Here is a 14336-nt window from a genome sequence, read left to right on the forward strand (position 1 = left end):
CAAACAATTTGATTGATAGCACAGTGAATTGCAACCTTGGCTCCGTAGTTTCAGCGCCAGATTTTTCGGCTCACCACCCGCCGCTTGTGAGGAACCACGGAATGAGCAACGCCCCGATACTGCTGACCCCCGGCCCCCTGACCACTTCAGCCCGTACCCGCCAAGCCATGCTGGTGGACTGGGGCTCCTGGGACCGCGACTTCAACCAACTCACGGCCAGTGTCTGCGAGCAATTGCTGGCGATCATCGACGGCAGCGCCAGCCACCACTGCGTGCCCCTGCAAGGCAGCGGCACCTTCGCCGTGGAAGCCGCCATCGGCACCCTGGTACCGCGTGACGGCAAGGTGCTGGTGTTGATCAACGGGGCCTACGGCCAACGCCTGGCGAAGATCTGCAAGGTGCTGGGGCGCACCTACAGCACCTTCGAAACCGCCGAAGACCAGCCGACCACCGCCGCCGACGTCGACCGCCTGCTGGCTGCCGACCCGGGTGTCACCCACGTGGCGCTGATCCACTGCGAAACCAGCACCGGCATCCTCAACCCGCTGCCAGAGATCGCCCAGGTGATCAAACGCCACGGCAAGCGCCTGATCATCGATGCCATGAGCTCGTTCGGCGCCCTGCCGATCGATGCCCGCGCAGTCCCCTTCGAGGCATTGATCGCCGCCTCCGGCAAATGCCTGGAAGGCGTACCTGGCATGGGCTTCGTCTTCGCCGAAAAAACCGCACTGGCCGCAGCCGAAGGCAACGCCCACTCCCTGGCCATGGACCTGTACGACCAGCACACCTACATGGCCAAGACCGGCCAGTGGCGCTTCACCCCACCCACCCACGTGGTCGCGGCGCTGCACGAAGCACTGCAACAGTACAACGAGGAAGGCGGCCTGCCCGCCCGCCACCAGCGCTACGCCGACAACTGCAAGACGCTGCTGGACGGCATGGCCACCATCGGCCTGCGCAGTTTCCTGCCCGCCGACATCCAGGCGCCGATCATCGTCACCTTCCATGCCCCGAACGACGCCCGCTACCAGTTCAAGGACTTCTACGAGCGGGTCAAGGCCAAGGGCTTCATCCTCTACCCCGGCAAGCTGACCCAGGTCGAAACCTTCCGCGTCGGCTGCATCGGCGTGGTCGGGCCAGACGGCATGCAGGCCGCCGTGAATGCCGTGGCCGACGTACTGCGGGAAATGGAAGTACTGACCATCTGACCCTTTGCCCACCCGACTTCAGGAAATAGCGCACATGAACTACAGCAACCCAACACAGCTGCAAGCCGCCATCCTCGACTGGGCCGGCACCGTGGTCGATTTCGGCTCGTTCGCCCCGACGCAGATCTTCGTCGAAGCCTTCGCCGAGTTCGATGTCCAGGTCTCCATCGAAGAAGCCCGTGGCCCGATGGGCATGGGCAAGTGGGACCACATCCGCACCCTGTGCAACGTGCCAGACATCGCCGAGCGCTACCGCAAGGTGTTCGGCCGCACCCCGACCGACGATGACGTCACGGCGCTCTACAACCGCTTCATGCCGCTGCAGATCGAAAAGATCGCCGTGCACTCGGCGCTGATCCCCGGCGCGCTGGACACCCTCACCGGCCTGCGCCAGGGCGGCCTGAAGATCGGCTCGTGCTCGGGTTACCCGAAGGTGGTCATGGACAAGGTGGTGGAGCTGGCCGCGCAGAACGGCTACGTGGCCGACCATGTGGTGGCCACCGACGAAACCCCGAATGGCCGCCCATGGCCGGCCCAGGCCCTGGCCAACGTGATTGCCCTGGGCATCGATGACGTGGCGGCCTGTGTGAAGGTCGATGACACCGTACCGGGCATCCTCGAAGGCCGTCGTGCGGGCATGTGGACCGTGGCCCTGGTGTGCTCCGGCAATGCCTTGGGGCTGACCTGGGAAGGCTACCAGGCGCTGAGTGCCGAGGCGCTGGAGAGCGAGCGCAAGCGCATTCATGCGCTGTTCGCCAGTTCCCGCCCGCACTACCTGATCGACACCATCAACGAGCTGCCCGAGGTGATTGCCGATATCAACCAGCGCCTGGCCAAGGGCGAGATGCCGCAGGCCTGCTGACCGTCGCGCTTGGCGCCTGGGGTTGCCTTGCAGCCCCAGGCGCGCATCTGGGTTGTTTTCCAGGGCCATTCTGTACATTGCGCCGTGACTGCGAAACTCAATAATCGGGCCACCTCTTTCCTGACGATTACACCGCAAAGGGAACACCGATGAGCACGCATACCCGCAACAGACGGCTGACGGTACCGCAGCTGGTGGCCATGAAAGGCCGGCAGAAAATTGTTTCGCTGACGGCCTACTCCAGCGCTATTGCCAAGGTCATCGACCCGCTGGTCGATTTCATTCTGGTGGGTGACTCCACCGCGATGGTCGGCTACGGCCGCCCGTCCACTCTGGGCATGCGCCTGGACGAGATCATTGGCCATACCCGGGCGGTCGTAGACAGCACGCGCCTGGCCTGCGTGATCGCCGACATGCCATTCGGCAGCTACCAGGAATCCCATGAGCAGGCGTTTCGCAACTGCGCCCAGGTACTCGCCAGCACCGGTTGCGACGCGGTAAAGCTGGAGGCCAACCAGGCCTTGGCAAGCACCGTGGCGTTTCTGGTCGCGCGCGGCATACCGGTCATGGCGCACATCGGCCTGATGCCGCAGTTCATCAATGTGATGGGCGGCTACAAGGCCCAAGGCATGAGCCCCGACAGTGGCGCTGCACTGCGTGCCGATGCGCGGGCCAACCTTGAGGCCGGTGCCTTCAGCCTGGTGCTCGAAGGCGTGGCCGAACCCATTGCCCGCGCCATCACCGAGGCCACCGACAAACCGACCATCGGCATTGGTGCCTCACCCGCTTGCGATGGCCAGGTGCTGGTCACCGAAGACCTGCTGGGGCTGGGCGGCGAGCACGTGCCACGCTTCGTCAAGCAGTATGCCGACGTCGGCCAGGTGATCCGCGAGGCCTGCGCCCGCTACGCTGACGAAGTGCGCGACGGCGCCTTCCCCGAAATGCATCACTGCTACGGGGTCTGAGCCTCGTCCTGAATCGCCTTGACCAAGCGTTGCAGCGCCTGGCCAATGTCCTTGTCCCAGTCCAGCGTGTAGCACAGCCGCAGGTGGCCCTGCCAAAGGCCACGTTGGCTGAAGATTTCCCCCGGCGCGATGACGATGCGCTGGGCCAACAGCCGCTCGAAGACCTGGCGCATGTCCACCGGCCGGGTCGCCGCCAGCCACAGGCTCGCCCCGCCCTGCGGCTCGACGATACGCAGGCAGCCTTGGCCGTGGGCTTCCAGCAACGCCTTCATGTGCAGCATGCGAGCGCGCAGCAACGGCCGCAGGCGTTGCAGATGCTGCTCTACCCGACGCGAGGTGAACAACCTGGCGATCGCCTTCTGGCGAATCGGTGACAACCGGAAACCGCGCTCCAGAAACACGTGCTGCAAGCGCTCGGCATGGCGCCTGCAAAGCAGATAGCCATAAGGTGCCTCGGCACCGATCACCTTGTCGAAGGCAGCGAACACCAACAGCCGGTCGGGGTCGGCGAAATCCCGATAGCGCGGCGCCGCCTCGTGGAAACACAATTCGCCATACCCGTCGTTCTCGAACAGCCACACCTCGCGCTCGGCCAGCCAGCGGCAGATCTGCTGCTTGTCCTCGGCCGGCATAAGGCCACCCTGAGGCGCATTGGTGGTTGACGACAGCACTGCCAGGCGTACCGGCGCGTTGCTCAGCAGTTGATGCAACTGCTGCAGGTCGAACCGACCGTCGTCGCCCAAGGGCACTTCGATGATGGTCATGCGCGCGGCCTGCAACTGCCTCAGTACCGCCCAGCTGCAGGGCGACTCGACCAGCGCCACCTCGCCTTCGAGGTTCAGGGCACGCACCGCCAGCTCCAGCATGCTGCGCAGGTCGGCACCGATGAACACGTGCTCGGCTTGCCAGCAAAGCTGCGCCGAGCGGGTATAAATGCCCGCCAGCACGCTGCGCAATTCAGGTTCACCGAACGGTTGATACAGCGGCGCTTGGGCACGCGGGTATTGGCGCGCCAGCTCCCGTTCGATCATCAGCAGCGGTTTATCCAGCGACAGCAGCATGGCCGGCGCATCACTGCCAAGGGCCAGCATGCCAGGCTGGCGAGCGCTGGCAAACACGGTGTCGAGCAAGCTCGCGGAGGGTTCCCTGAGCAACGGCGCGCTGCGGGTGACGGTGAAGTAGCCCCGCTTGGGCCGCGCAATCACCCGCCCCTGGTCCTCGAGCAGCGCATAGGCGTACTTGGTGCTGGAGACCGAAACACTCAGCCGCTGGGCCAGATCGCGCAGCGACGGCATGCGCTGCTCCACGTCGCAAGGCGCCGCCTCGATCCAGTCGAGCAGGTAGCGGTAGACCGCCTGGTAGGTGAAGCCGGGTTTGTCGCGGTTGCGGGTATCCATACTCAGGCATCGTAGGCAGATAACGGCCACAGGGTAAACGAAAGCCCCTGCCCAGCGTCCAGCATCAGCGGCGTAACCTTTACTCCGGCAACTGCACCTGCGGCTTGGTCGCGGCAAAAATCGCCCAGCTCGACACGAACAACGCCGCGATCAACGGCCCGATCACGAACCCGTTGAGCCCGAACACCGCCAGCCCGCCCAAGGTGGAAACCAGGATCAGGTAGTCTGGCATGCGCGTATCCTTGCCCACCAGAATCGGCCGCAGCACGTTGTCCACCAGGCCGATCACCAGCACGCCGAACGCGCTCAGGATCACCCCCGGCAATATCGCCCCGGTCAGCAGGAAGTACGCCGCCACCGGCGCCCACACGATGCCCGCCCCCACCGCTGGCAACAGCGACAGAAACGCCATCAGCACCGCCCACACCAGCGCGCTCGGAATATCCAGCACCCAGAAGATCAGACCACCCAGCGCGCCCTGAGTAATGGCAACCAGCACGTTGCCCTTGACCGTCGCCCGCACCACTCGGTTGAACTTCAGCTGCAACCGGCGCTTCTGGTGCTCGGGCAGTGGCACCGCCAACCGCACTCGCCTGGCGACTTCCGGCCCCTCACGCAGAAAGAAGAACAACAGGTACATCATGATGCCGAAGCTGATCAGGAACTCGAACGTGCCCTGGCCAAAGTTGAATGCCTGGCTGGCCAGCACCTGGCTGCCCTGCGTGGCCCACTTGGTGATCTTGTCGCGCAGCCCATCCAGGTTACCCATGCCCATGCTGTCCAGGCTGTGCTGCGCGAAGGCCGGCAGCATGTCTTTGCCGCGCTCGACGTAGCCGGCGATATCCAGTTGCCCGCTCTCGATGCGCTGGTACAGCGTGGCGCCCTCCTGTACCAGTAGGGCACTGGTGATGATGACCGGCAGCACCGCCACCAGCAGGCACACCATCAAGGTGGTGAACGCTGCCAGGTTGCGCCGCCGCCCAAAGCGGATCAGCAGGTTTCGCTGCAAGGGGGCAAACAGGATGCCCAGTATCACCGCCCAGAAGATCGCACCGTAGTACGGCAGCAGGATCCAGATGAAGGCAATGGTCACCAGCGTCAGGAGGACTGCCAGGGCTTTGTTCTGTAGAGCGGTTTGGTTCATGGCACTTCCTCGCGGGTTCTTGGACATTAGTGCCCGCCGCTGCCGCAAAAGTGCCGCTGCTCCGTTGATTCAGGTCAATACGCTGTGGCCGGCAGATGCTTAGCATCCGCGCCTTTTGCCCCGGTGCGTCCATGAACCCTCCCGCCAAGCCCGAACTGCTGGCCCCCGCCGGCTCCCTCAAGAGCATGCGTTATGCCTTCGCCTATGGCGCCGACGCGGTCTATGCCGGCCAGCCGCGCTACAGCTTGCGGGTGCGCAACAACGAATTCGACCACGCCAACCTGGCGCTGGGCATCCAGGAAGCACACGCCCTGGGCAAGCACTTCTACGTGGTGGTCAACATCGCCCCGCACAATGCCAAGCTCAAGACCTTCCTCAAGGACCTCGCACCGGTAATCGCGATGGCACCGGATGCGCTGATCATGTCCGACCCCGGCCTGATCATGCTGGTGCGCCAGCACTACCCAGGGATGCCGGTACACCTGTCGGTGCAGGCCAACACGGTCAATTGGGCCAGCGTGCAGTTCTGGCAACAGCAGGGGATAAGCCGGGTGATTTTGTCGCGGGAGCTGTCGCTGGAGGAGATCGAAGAAATCCGCCAGCAGGTGCCGAGCATGGAGCTGGAGGTTTTCGTCCACGGCGCGCTGTGCATGGCCTATTCCGGCCGCTGCCTGCTGTCGGGCTACCTCAACAAGCGCGACGCCAACCAGGGCAGCTGCACCAATGCCTGCCGCTGGAAGTACCAGGCCACGCCCGCCGGCGAAGACGCCACGGGCGACATCGTGCGCCAGGTCGAGCCGACCCTGGGCCTCGGTGCGCCCACCGAGCACGTCTTCCTGCTGCACGAAAGCAACCGCCCAGACGACGCGATGCCAGCGTTCGAGGACGAGCACGGCACCTACATCATGAACGCCAAGGACCTGCGCGCCATCCAGCACGTCGGGCGCCTGGCCGGCATGGGCGTGCACTCGCTGAAGATCGAGGGCCGGACCAAGTCGCACTTTTACTGCGCCCGCGCGGTGCAGTCGTACCGCCAGGCGATCGATGACGCCGTGGCCGGCCGGCCTTTCGATCGCGCCCTGATGGACAACCTCGAATCCCTGGCCCAGCGCGGTTACACCGAAGGTTTTCTGCGCCGGCATGTGCACGACGAGTACCAGAACTACCAGCGTGGCAACTCGCTGTCCGAACGCCAGCAGTTCGTCGGCGAGCTGACCGGCGCGCGCGTGGACGGCCTGGCCGAGGTCAAGGTCAAGAACCGCTTCGCCGTGGGCGACCACCTGGAGCTGATGACACCGCGTGGCAACTACCATTTCGACCTGCACCGCCTGTGCGGCCGCCAGCAGCAAGCCCTCGAAGTAGCCCCTGGGGACGGCCATGTGGTGTACCTGCCGATCCCTGAACAGGTCTCCCTGGAGTACGGCCTGCTGATGCGCGACCTGCGCCACGAAGAAGCCGCCGCCTGACAACGCTGTAATGTGCAGCTCAGCTGGCTGACAGCCGGCACAGGCGAACATCGGGGCTCTCTCGCATGAGGCCTCGCCATGTTGCGCACCCCCTCCCGTCGTACCTTCGTCAAAGGCCTGGGCGCCGCCACCACACTGGCAGGCCTGGGCCTGTGGCGGCCGCTGGCCCAGGCAGCCGATGGCCGCGACCTGGCCGGGCAGCACTTCGAGCTGTCGGTCGGCCAGCGCGCCGTCAATATCACCGGCCGCCCGCGCACAGCCCTCACCGTCAACAACAGCCTGCCCGGCCCGGTGCTCCGCTGGCGCGAAGGTGATACGGTCAGCCTGCGCGTGCGCAACCACCTCGATCAGGCCACCTCGATCCATTGGCATGGCATCCTTCTGCCGGCCAACATGGACGGCGTCCCTGGCCTGAGCTTTGCCGGTATCGAGCCCGGGGGCAGCTACCTCTACCAGTTCACCCTGCGCCAAAGCGGCACCTACTGGTACCACAGCCATTCCGGGCTGCAGGAGCAGGCGGGGGTGTATGGGGCGATCGTCATCGAACCCCGCGAAGCCGAGGCGCACCGCTACCAGCGTGACCATGTGCTGCTGTTCAGCGACTGGTCGGACCAGCCTCCCGAGCAACTGCTGGCGACCCTGAAGAAGCAGTCCGACGCCTTCAACTACCACAAGCGCACGCTCGGTGACTTCATCGATGACGTGGCCGACAACGGCTGGGGCGCTACGGTCGCCGAACGCATGGGCTGGGCAAGCATGCGCATGAGCCCCACCGACCTTGCCGATATCAGCGCAGCCACCTACACCTACCTGCTCAATGGCCAGGCGCCGGACGGCAACTTCACCTGCCTGTTCCAACCGGGTGAAACCGTGCGCCTGCGACTGATCAATGCCTCGGCCATGACCTATTTCGACTTTCGCATCCCCGGCCTGAAGCTGACGGTGATCGCCGCCGACGGCCTGCCGGTGACGCCCGTCAGCGTGGACGAACTGCGCATCGCCGTGGCCGAAACCTACGACGTGTTGGTAACCGTGGGCAACCTGCCCGCCTACACCCTGTACGCCCAGAGCATGGACCGCAGCGGCTACGCCCGCGGCACCCTGGCCCGCGCCAGCGGCTTGCAGGCACCGGTGCCGCAGCCCGACCCTCGGCCGGTGCTGAGCATGGCCGACATGGGCCACGGCGCCATGGCCGGCATGGACCACAGCAACATGGCCGGCATGGACCATTCGGCCATGCCCGCCATGCAGCAGCACCCGGCCAGCGAAACCGACAACCCACTGGTGGACATGCAGACCATGGCCCCACAGCCCAACCTCGCCGACCCAGGCATCGGCCTGCGCGGCAATGGCAGGCGGGTGCTGACCTATGCCGACCTGCGCAGCCCCTACCCCGACCCCGACGGCCGCGAACCGTCACGCGACATCGAGCTGCACCTGACCGGCCACATGGAGCGCTTCGCCTGGTCGTTCGACGGGGTCAAGTTCAGTGATGCCGCACCGTTGCGCCTGACCTACGGCCAGCGCGTGCGCATCACCCTGGTCAACGACACCATGATGACCCACCCCATCCACCTGCACGGCATGTGGAGCGACCTGGAGGACGAGCACGGGCGCTTTCAGGTGCGCAAGCATACCGTCGACATCCCGCCCGGCAGCCGCCGCTCATACCGGGTCACTGCCGACGCCCTGGGCCGCTGGGCCTACCACTGCCACCTGCTCTACCACATGGAGACCGGCATGTTCCGCGAGGTACGGGTCGATGAATGAGCCCAACAACCGCCGCATCATCACCGGCGTGGCCCTGCTGGCATTGTTCGCCAGTGAGCGCGCCCTGGCCGCCGGCATGCAGCACATGGACCACGGCGCCATGCCCATGAGCCACCGCCAGATGAACCACGCCACGCCGCCTGCGCAGCAACCGCGCACGCCATTACCGATGCTCAGCGACGCCGACCGCCACGCCGCCTTCGCGCCGCTGCCAGGGCACCAGGTGCATGACCGCGCGCTCAACTGGGCAGTGATCGTCGACCAGCTCGAATACCAGCATGTGGACAACGGCAGTGCCTTGAACTGGAACGCCAGCGCCTGGGTCGGCGGCGATATCGACCGGCTGTGGCTGCGCAGCGAAGGCGAGCACGAGCAAGGCCAGACCCACAAGGCCGAACTGCAGGCGCTGTGGGGCAACGCCATCAGCCCCTGGTGGGAACTGGTCGGCGGCCTGCGCCAAGACTTCAAGCCCGCCAGCGGCCAGGCCTGGGCAGCCTTCGGCATCCAGGGCACACCGCTGTATGGCGTAGAGCTGGAGGCCACCGCCTACGCCGGCGAGCGGCAACAGACCGCGCTGCGCCTGGAAGCCGCTTACGCTATGCTGCTGACCAACCGCTGGATACTCGAACCCACCCTGGAAGCCAACTTCTTCGGCCGCAACGATGGCGGCCGTGAGCAAGGCACAGGGCTGGCTGACAGCGAGGTCGGCCTGCGCCTGCGCTACGAAATCAGCCGTGGCTTTGCGCCCTACCTCGGGGTCAGTTTCAATCGCCTGCACGGCAACCGCGCCGATCAGGCCCGCGAAGACGGCGAAGACACAGGCCAGACCCGCCTGGTGGCCGGTATCCGCCTGCGTTTCTAAAGGAGTGCTTCACCATGCTGCGCAAACACCTGCTCACCGTCGGCCTGCTGGCCATCACCGGCCTGGCCCAGGCCGCCGAAACCATCGATGTGTACCGCGACCCCAACTGCGGCTGCTGCAAGGCCTGGATCAGCCACCTGCGCGACAACGGCTTCACCGTCAACGACCACGTCGAACCCAACATGAGCGCGGTCAAGCAACGCCTGGGCGTGGCGCCGCGCCTGGCCTCGTGCCATACCGGGGTGATCGACGGCAAGTTCGTCGAAGGCCATGTACCGGCCGAACAGGTTCGCCTGCTGACCAAGCGCGACGACCTCAAGGGCCTGGCCGTGCCGGGCATGCCCATGGGCTCGCCGGGCATGGAAATGGGTGACCACAAAGACGCCTACCAGGTCATCGGCGTGACCCAGGATGGCAAGGACACCGTGGTCGCCAACTACTGATGCTCAGCCTATGGGCGCTGTTTTTCAGCGCTTTCGGCGCCGCCACCCTGCTGCCACTGCAATCGGAGGCCGTGCTGGTCGGCTTGCTGCTGCGCCAGCCCGATGCCTGGGTAACCTTGCTGCTGGTGGCTACCCTGGGCAATGTGCTCGGCTCGGTGGTCAACTGGCTACTGGGTCGGGCCATCGAACACTGGCGTGACAAGCGTTGGTTCCCGTTCAGTGCCAGCCAGCTGGAACGGGCCCAGCAGCGCTACCAGCGCTGGGGGCAGTGGTCGCTGCTGCTGAGCTGGATGCCAGTGATCGGCGACCCGCTCACCCTGATCGCCGGGATCATGCGCGAGCCGTTCTGGCGCTTCATGCTGCTGGTAACCCTGGCCAAGGCCGGCCGGTATGCGGTTGTGGCAATGATTACCCTGGGCTGGTTTCACGCTTGGTAACACCTTTGCCGCTTGCGGGGGTCAACTCACTGTTACAGTCGCCAATTCCTACATGGCCCTACACGGAGTGCCCCCATGCTGCGCGCAACCGCCCTGGCCCTTGCCTGCCTTGTCGGCGGCCCGGCCATCGCCGCCGAGTCGCCCACCTACGGTAAACAGCTCGAAGGGTTCAGCTACCCTCACCCGCTCAAGCATTTCGATTTCAAATCCCAGGGCCAACCCCTGCAGATGGGCTACATGGACGTGCCCGCCCAAGGCCAGGCCAATGGCCACAGCGTGCTGCTGATGCATGGCAAGAACTTCTGCGCCGCCACCTGGGAAACCACCATCAATGCCCTGAGCAAGGCCGGCTACCGGGTCATCGCCCCGGACCAGGTCGGCTTCTGCACCTCCAGCAAACCTGCGTATTACCAGTACAGCTTCCAGCAACTGGCAGACAACACCCATACCCTGCTCGAACAGTTGGGCGTGAAGCAGGCCATTGTGCTGGGCCACTCCACAGGCGGCATGCTCGCCACCCGCTATGCACTGATGTACCCGCAGCAGGTCGAGCGCCTGGCGATGGTCAACCCGATCGGCCTTGAGGACTGGAAAGCCCTGGGCGTGCCATATCGCACGGTGGACCAGTGGTATGCACGGGAGCTCAAGCTCGATGCCGCTGGGGTACGTGAGTATGAGCGCAAGACGTATTACGCCGGTCGCTGGAAGCCGGAGTACGAGCGCTGGGTGCAGATGCTGGTGGGCCTGAACCAAGGCCCGGGCCACGAAGCGGTGGCGTGGAACTCGGCGCTGATCTACGACATGATCTTCACCCAGCCGGTGTACCACGAGTTCAAGGACCTGAAAATGCCGACCCTGCTGCTGATCGGCGATCAGGACACCACGGCCATTGGCAGCGATATCGCACCGCCAGAGGTCAAGGCACAGTTGGGCAAGTACCAGGTGCTGGGGCCGCAGGTTGCCAAGCTGATCCCCCAGGGTGAACTGGTGACATTCGAAGGCATGGGCCACGCGCCGCAGATCGAAGAGCCGGTGCGGTTCAACCGGACCCTGATCGAGTGGCTGGAACGCTAAGCCTACGAGCCGAAGCGCTGCAGTTGCATCTCGCGCAAGCGGCTCAGGGTGCGTTGGTACGGGAACGCCAGGTACCCTTGCGTGTACAGCGCATCGAGCGGTACCTGCGCCTCCACATACAACGCCACCCGGCGGTCGTAGCATTCGTCGACCAGCGCAATGAACCGGCGCACCGCATCGTCCTTGGGCGACAGCGCCGGCAGTTCACGGTCCCCTGCCGCGACCCGCGCCGCGCCATCTTCTGTACCCCGGGCGATGCGGCCGGCCCGTTGTTCGCCGCCCAACGCCGGTACCCCTTCCAGCAGAATCGAGGGGAAGCGGTCACACAACGCCATGAACTCGGTGGCCGCCAAGGGTTGCTCGCAGAGGTCGCTAAAGCGGCACCAGATGGCCTGCTCGCTGCGCCGGATGACCGTGATCTGCCTTGAGCCAATGGCCAACGGCTGGTCATTACCCGGGTCTGCCGGACTAAGCTGGCGAAACACCTCGGCGAGCACCCCACGCGCTCCGGGTTCAACTACCCAATAGCGCTGGCGCTGCGCGCCCGGGTGCAGGCGATGGTCCTGCTCACCGGCCACCGACAGCACCCGCATGTGCCGCTCGATGGCAGCAATCGCCGGCACGAAGCGGTCACGGTTGAAGCCGTCACAGTAGAGCTGGTCTGGCGGCTGGTTGGAGGTGGCGACAATCACCACGCCCTGATCGAACAGTACCTGGAACAGCCGCCCGAGGATGATCGCGTCGCCGATGTCGTTGACGAACAACTCGTCGAAACACAGCACACGAATCTGCCTGGCCAGTTCACGGGCCAGGGCCAGCAGCGGGTCAGCGGTGCCGTTGAGCTGGAACAGGCGCTGGTGCACCCAGGCCATGAAATGGTGAAAGTGCTGGCGTCGGCTGGGCAGTTGCAGGCAGCGGTGGAACTGGTCCATCAGCCAGGTCTTGCCACGGCCGACCGGGCCCCAGAGGTAGATGCCATGGGTCGGGCGGCCGTGTGCCACTGCCTCGAAACAGGCCTGCAGCGCGTTGATCGCATCGGCCTGTGCAGGGTCGTGGACATAGCCGTGGTCGGCCAGGGCTTGTTGGTAGAGGGTCTGCGGGTCTGGGGTCATGCGGCATTATCAGTACCGGCCCCCTCGCCGGCAAGCCGGCCCGGCCCCTCAGCCTTCGTTGAGCCCCACTTTCAACAACTGGCCGTCCTTGTCGTCGGTCAGTACATACAAGTAGCCATCCGGCCCTACTCGCACATCACGGATACGTGCCTTGAGGTCCCCCAGCAAGCGCTCCTCGTGCACGACCTTGTCGCCCTTGAGCTGAAGACGAATCAGCTCCTGGCTGGCCAGGGCGCCAATGAACAGATTATGGTCCCAGCCCTTGAATGTCGGGCTATCGTAGAACGCCATGCCGCTGATGCCCGGGGACTTCTCCCAGACATGGTGCGGGTCGACCATGCCCTGCACATGCTTGCCCTTGGCCTCCGGAATCGGCAGCAGCGAGTAGTTGATGCCGTGGGTAGCAATCGGCCAGCCGTAGTTTTTGCCCGGCTGCGGAATATTGATTTCGTCACCGCCACGCGGGCCGTGTTCGTGGGTCCAGAGCGTGTCTGTCCAAGGGTTGAGCGCCGCCCCCTGCTGGTTACGGTGGCCGAACGACCAGATCTCGGGCCGCACGTTGTCCTGGCCGACGAAGGGGTTGTCCTTGGGCACTTCGCCGTCGGGCAGAATGCGCACGATCTTGCCTTGCAGCTTGTCGAGGTCCTGGGCGGTTGGCCGTTGGTTGTTCTCGCCCAAGGCGATGAACAGATAACCCTCACGGTCGAACACCAGTCGCGAGCCGAAGTGGTTGCCCACCGACAGTTTGGGCTGCTGGCGGAAGATCACGGTGAAGTTCTCCAACCGCGCGCGGTCTTCTGACAACTGGCCCCGGCCAACCGCCGTACCGGCCTTGCCGTCATCGCCCGCTTCGGCATAGGACAGGTAAACGGTACGGTCCTTGTCGAATGCCGGCGACAACACCACATCCAGCAAGCCGCCCTGGCCCTCGGCCCAGACCTTGGGCACACCGCTGATGGGCGGGCCGACCTTGCCTTCGGCGTTCACCAGCCGCAGGTTGCCGGGGCGTTCGGTGACCAGCATGTCTTTGCCACCGGGCAGGAAGGCCAGTGCCCAAGGGTTGCGCAGGCCGTCGGCCACGGTATTGACGGTCAACTGCCCTTGCTCGCTGGGGAACTGCTGTTCGGAGGCCGCTTGCGCCAGCAAAGGCAGCAGCGCGGCAGCGGTCATGGTGGTCAGCCAGGTAGCTCTGGTCATGCAGGGTTCCTTGCAACGGGGCTCACGGCGCGCGTGGGTTATCGCGCGGTGGCCGGGTGGGTTCCAGATTGGGGGTCTGCTGTTGGCGACGCAGGTTGTCGCCGTTGCCAATGCCGCGGTTGTCCAGTGACGGCGTGCGCTGGTAGGGGTCGGTCGAAGGGCCGCGCACCGGCGGTGTGGCAGGCATGCTGCCTTGCCGACTGTTAGGGTTGGCACGCTGGATCGGGCTGTTGTACGGGTTGCTGTTGCTGGCAGCGAGCTGCAAGGGCGCAACCGGCTCGGCGCGCGCGGGCATACACAACGCCAGGCCGATGGCCAGGATTGGCAGGGTCAGGTTCATGCTTCACCTCCTGTACGAAAATGCCGCGCCTTGTGCGTTTGATAGCCTAAGGCGCGAGG

At 65.1% G+C, this 14336-nt stretch carries 14 protein-coding genes; 9 read left to right on the top strand and 5 right to left on the bottom strand.

The window, feature by feature from the left end; genetic code table 11:
- Positions 1-101: 101 nt before the first annotated feature.
- The 3 genes from DJ563_RS12530 to panB all read left to right on the top strand — a co-directional run bounded on the left by DJ563_RS12530 (position 102) and on the right by panB (position 3035).
- A complete protein-coding gene (locus DJ563_RS12530; RefSeq protein ID WP_274098150.1) occupies positions 102-1208 on the top strand; it encodes a 2-aminoethylphosphonate--pyruvate transaminase in 1107 nt (368 codons plus the stop codon).
- 34 nt (positions 1209-1242) lie between these two features.
- Entirely contained in the window at positions 1243-2070 is an 828-nt protein-coding gene (gene phnX, locus DJ563_RS12535; protein WP_274098149.1) for a phosphonoacetaldehyde hydrolase, read from the top strand.
- Between the two features lie 149 nt (positions 2071-2219).
- On the top strand, positions 2220-3035 hold the full coding sequence (panB, locus tag DJ563_RS12540) for a 3-methyl-2-oxobutanoate hydroxymethyltransferase (protein ID WP_274098148.1): 816 nt from the start codon (positions 2220-2222) through the stop codon (positions 3033-3035).
- Here panB and DJ563_RS12545 read toward each other — a convergent pair.
- Together DJ563_RS12545 and DJ563_RS12550 are read right to left on the bottom strand one after the other, a co-directional pair.
- Complete coding sequence (locus DJ563_RS12545) at positions 3023-4432, bottom strand: PLP-dependent aminotransferase family protein (protein WP_434519618.1); 1410 nt, start codon at positions 4430-4432, stop codon at positions 3023-3025. The genes panB and DJ563_RS12545 overlap by 13 nt on opposite strands.
- A gap of 79 nt (positions 4433-4511) precedes the next feature.
- On the bottom strand, positions 4512-5576 hold the full coding sequence (locus DJ563_RS12550; RefSeq protein WP_274098146.1) for an AI-2E family transporter: 1065 nt from the start codon (positions 5574-5576) through the stop codon (positions 4512-4514).
- 131 nt (positions 5577-5707) lie between these two features.
- Between DJ563_RS12550 and yegQ the strand changes: the two genes are divergently transcribed.
- The 6 genes from yegQ to DJ563_RS12580 all read left to right on the top strand — a co-directional run bounded on the left by yegQ (position 5708) and on the right by DJ563_RS12580 (position 11628).
- On the top strand, positions 5708-7042 hold the full coding sequence (yegQ, locus tag DJ563_RS12555; RefSeq protein WP_434519619.1) for a tRNA 5-hydroxyuridine modification protein YegQ: 1335 nt from the start codon (positions 5708-5710) through the stop codon (positions 7040-7042).
- 78 nt (positions 7043-7120) lie between these two features.
- Positions 7121-8812, top strand: a complete 1692-nt coding sequence (locus tag DJ563_RS12560) for a copper resistance system multicopper oxidase (RefSeq protein WP_274098144.1) — start codon at positions 7121-7123, stop codon at positions 8810-8812.
- Positions 8805-9674, top strand: a complete 870-nt coding sequence (locus DJ563_RS12565; RefSeq protein WP_434519620.1) for a copper resistance protein B — start codon at positions 8805-8807, stop codon at positions 9672-9674. Before DJ563_RS12560 ends, DJ563_RS12565 begins: the two co-directional genes overlap by 8 nt.
- Before the next feature lie 14 nt (positions 9675-9688).
- Complete coding sequence (locus tag DJ563_RS12570; protein WP_274098142.1) at positions 9689-10117, top strand: DUF411 domain-containing protein; 429 nt, start codon at positions 9689-9691, stop codon at positions 10115-10117.
- The gene (locus DJ563_RS12575; protein WP_274098141.1) at positions 10117-10554 is read left to right on the top strand and encodes a YqaA family protein; all 438 of its coding nucleotides are present in this window, start codon (positions 10117-10119) and stop codon (positions 10552-10554) included. The genes DJ563_RS12570 and DJ563_RS12575 overlap by 1 nt, the downstream gene beginning before the upstream one ends.
- Before the next feature lie 75 nt (positions 10555-10629).
- Positions 10630-11628, top strand: a complete 999-nt coding sequence (locus tag DJ563_RS12580) for an alpha/beta fold hydrolase (protein ID WP_274098140.1) — start codon at positions 10630-10632, stop codon at positions 11626-11628.
- A gap of 2 nt (positions 11629-11630) precedes the next feature.
- Here DJ563_RS12580 and zapE read toward each other — a convergent pair whose 3' ends face one another.
- From zapE to DJ563_RS12595, 3 genes are read right to left on the bottom strand one after another with little or no spacing between them, the layout of a single operon-like run.
- Positions 11631-12740: a cell division protein ZapE gene (gene zapE / locus DJ563_RS12585; protein ID WP_434519621.1), complete on the bottom strand. Its 1110-nt coding sequence runs from the start codon at positions 12738-12740 to the stop codon at positions 11631-11633.
- 48 nt (positions 12741-12788) lie between these two features.
- Positions 12789-13937 (bottom strand): PQQ-dependent sugar dehydrogenase, encoded by a 1149-nt coding sequence (locus DJ563_RS12590; protein WP_274098138.1) that lies wholly within the window; start codon positions 13935-13937, stop codon positions 12789-12791.
- 22 nt (positions 13938-13959) lie between these two features.
- Positions 13960-14277, bottom strand: a complete 318-nt coding sequence (locus DJ563_RS12595) for a hypothetical protein (protein WP_434519622.1) — start codon at positions 14275-14277, stop codon at positions 13960-13962.
- Positions 14278-14336 lie beyond the last annotated feature (59 nt).

It is taken from the genome of Pseudomonas sp. NFX1 (assembly GCF_051123555.1).
Taxonomy (GTDB): Bacteria; Pseudomonadota; Gammaproteobacteria; order Pseudomonadales; family Pseudomonadaceae; genus Aquipseudomonas; species Aquipseudomonas capeferrum.

Coding starts and splice junctions, on each gene's coding strand:
- DJ563_RS12530 (WP_274098150.1), top strand. CDS start 102: ATGAGCAACGCCCCGATACTGCTGACCCCCGGCCCCCTGACCACTTCA.
- DJ563_RS12545 (WP_434519618.1), bottom strand. CDS start 4,432: ATGGATACCCGCAACCGCGACAAACCCGGCTTCACCTACCAGGCGGTC.
- zapE (WP_434519621.1), bottom strand. CDS start 12,740: ATGACCCCAGACCCGCAGACCCTCTACCAACAAGCCCTGGCCGACCAC.
- panB (WP_274098148.1), top strand. CDS start 2,220: ATGAGCACGCATACCCGCAACAGACGGCTGACGGTACCGCAGCTGGTG.
- DJ563_RS12590 (WP_274098138.1), bottom strand. CDS start 13,937: ATGACCAGAGCTACCTGGCTGACCACCATGACCGCTGCCGCGCTGCTG.
- DJ563_RS12570 (WP_274098142.1), top strand. CDS start 9,689: ATGCTGCGCAAACACCTGCTCACCGTCGGCCTGCTGGCCATCACCGGC.
- DJ563_RS12565 (WP_434519620.1), top strand. CDS start 8,805: ATGAATGAGCCCAACAACCGCCGCATCATCACCGGCGTGGCCCTGCTG.
- DJ563_RS12575 (WP_274098141.1), top strand. CDS start 10,117: ATGCTCAGCCTATGGGCGCTGTTTTTCAGCGCTTTCGGCGCCGCCACC.
- yegQ (WP_434519619.1), top strand. CDS start 5,708: ATGAACCCTCCCGCCAAGCCCGAACTGCTGGCCCCCGCCGGCTCCCTC.
- DJ563_RS12580 (WP_274098140.1), top strand. CDS start 10,630: ATGCTGCGCGCAACCGCCCTGGCCCTTGCCTGCCTTGTCGGCGGCCCG.
- phnX (WP_274098149.1), top strand. CDS start 1,243: ATGAACTACAGCAACCCAACACAGCTGCAAGCCGCCATCCTCGACTGG.
- DJ563_RS12595 (WP_434519622.1), bottom strand. CDS start 14,277: ATGAACCTGACCCTGCCAATCCTGGCCATCGGCCTGGCGTTGTGTATG.
- DJ563_RS12550 (WP_274098146.1), bottom strand. CDS start 5,576: ATGAACCAAACCGCTCTACAGAACAAAGCCCTGGCAGTCCTCCTGACG.
- DJ563_RS12560 (WP_274098144.1), top strand. CDS start 7,121: ATGTTGCGCACCCCCTCCCGTCGTACCTTCGTCAAAGGCCTGGGCGCC.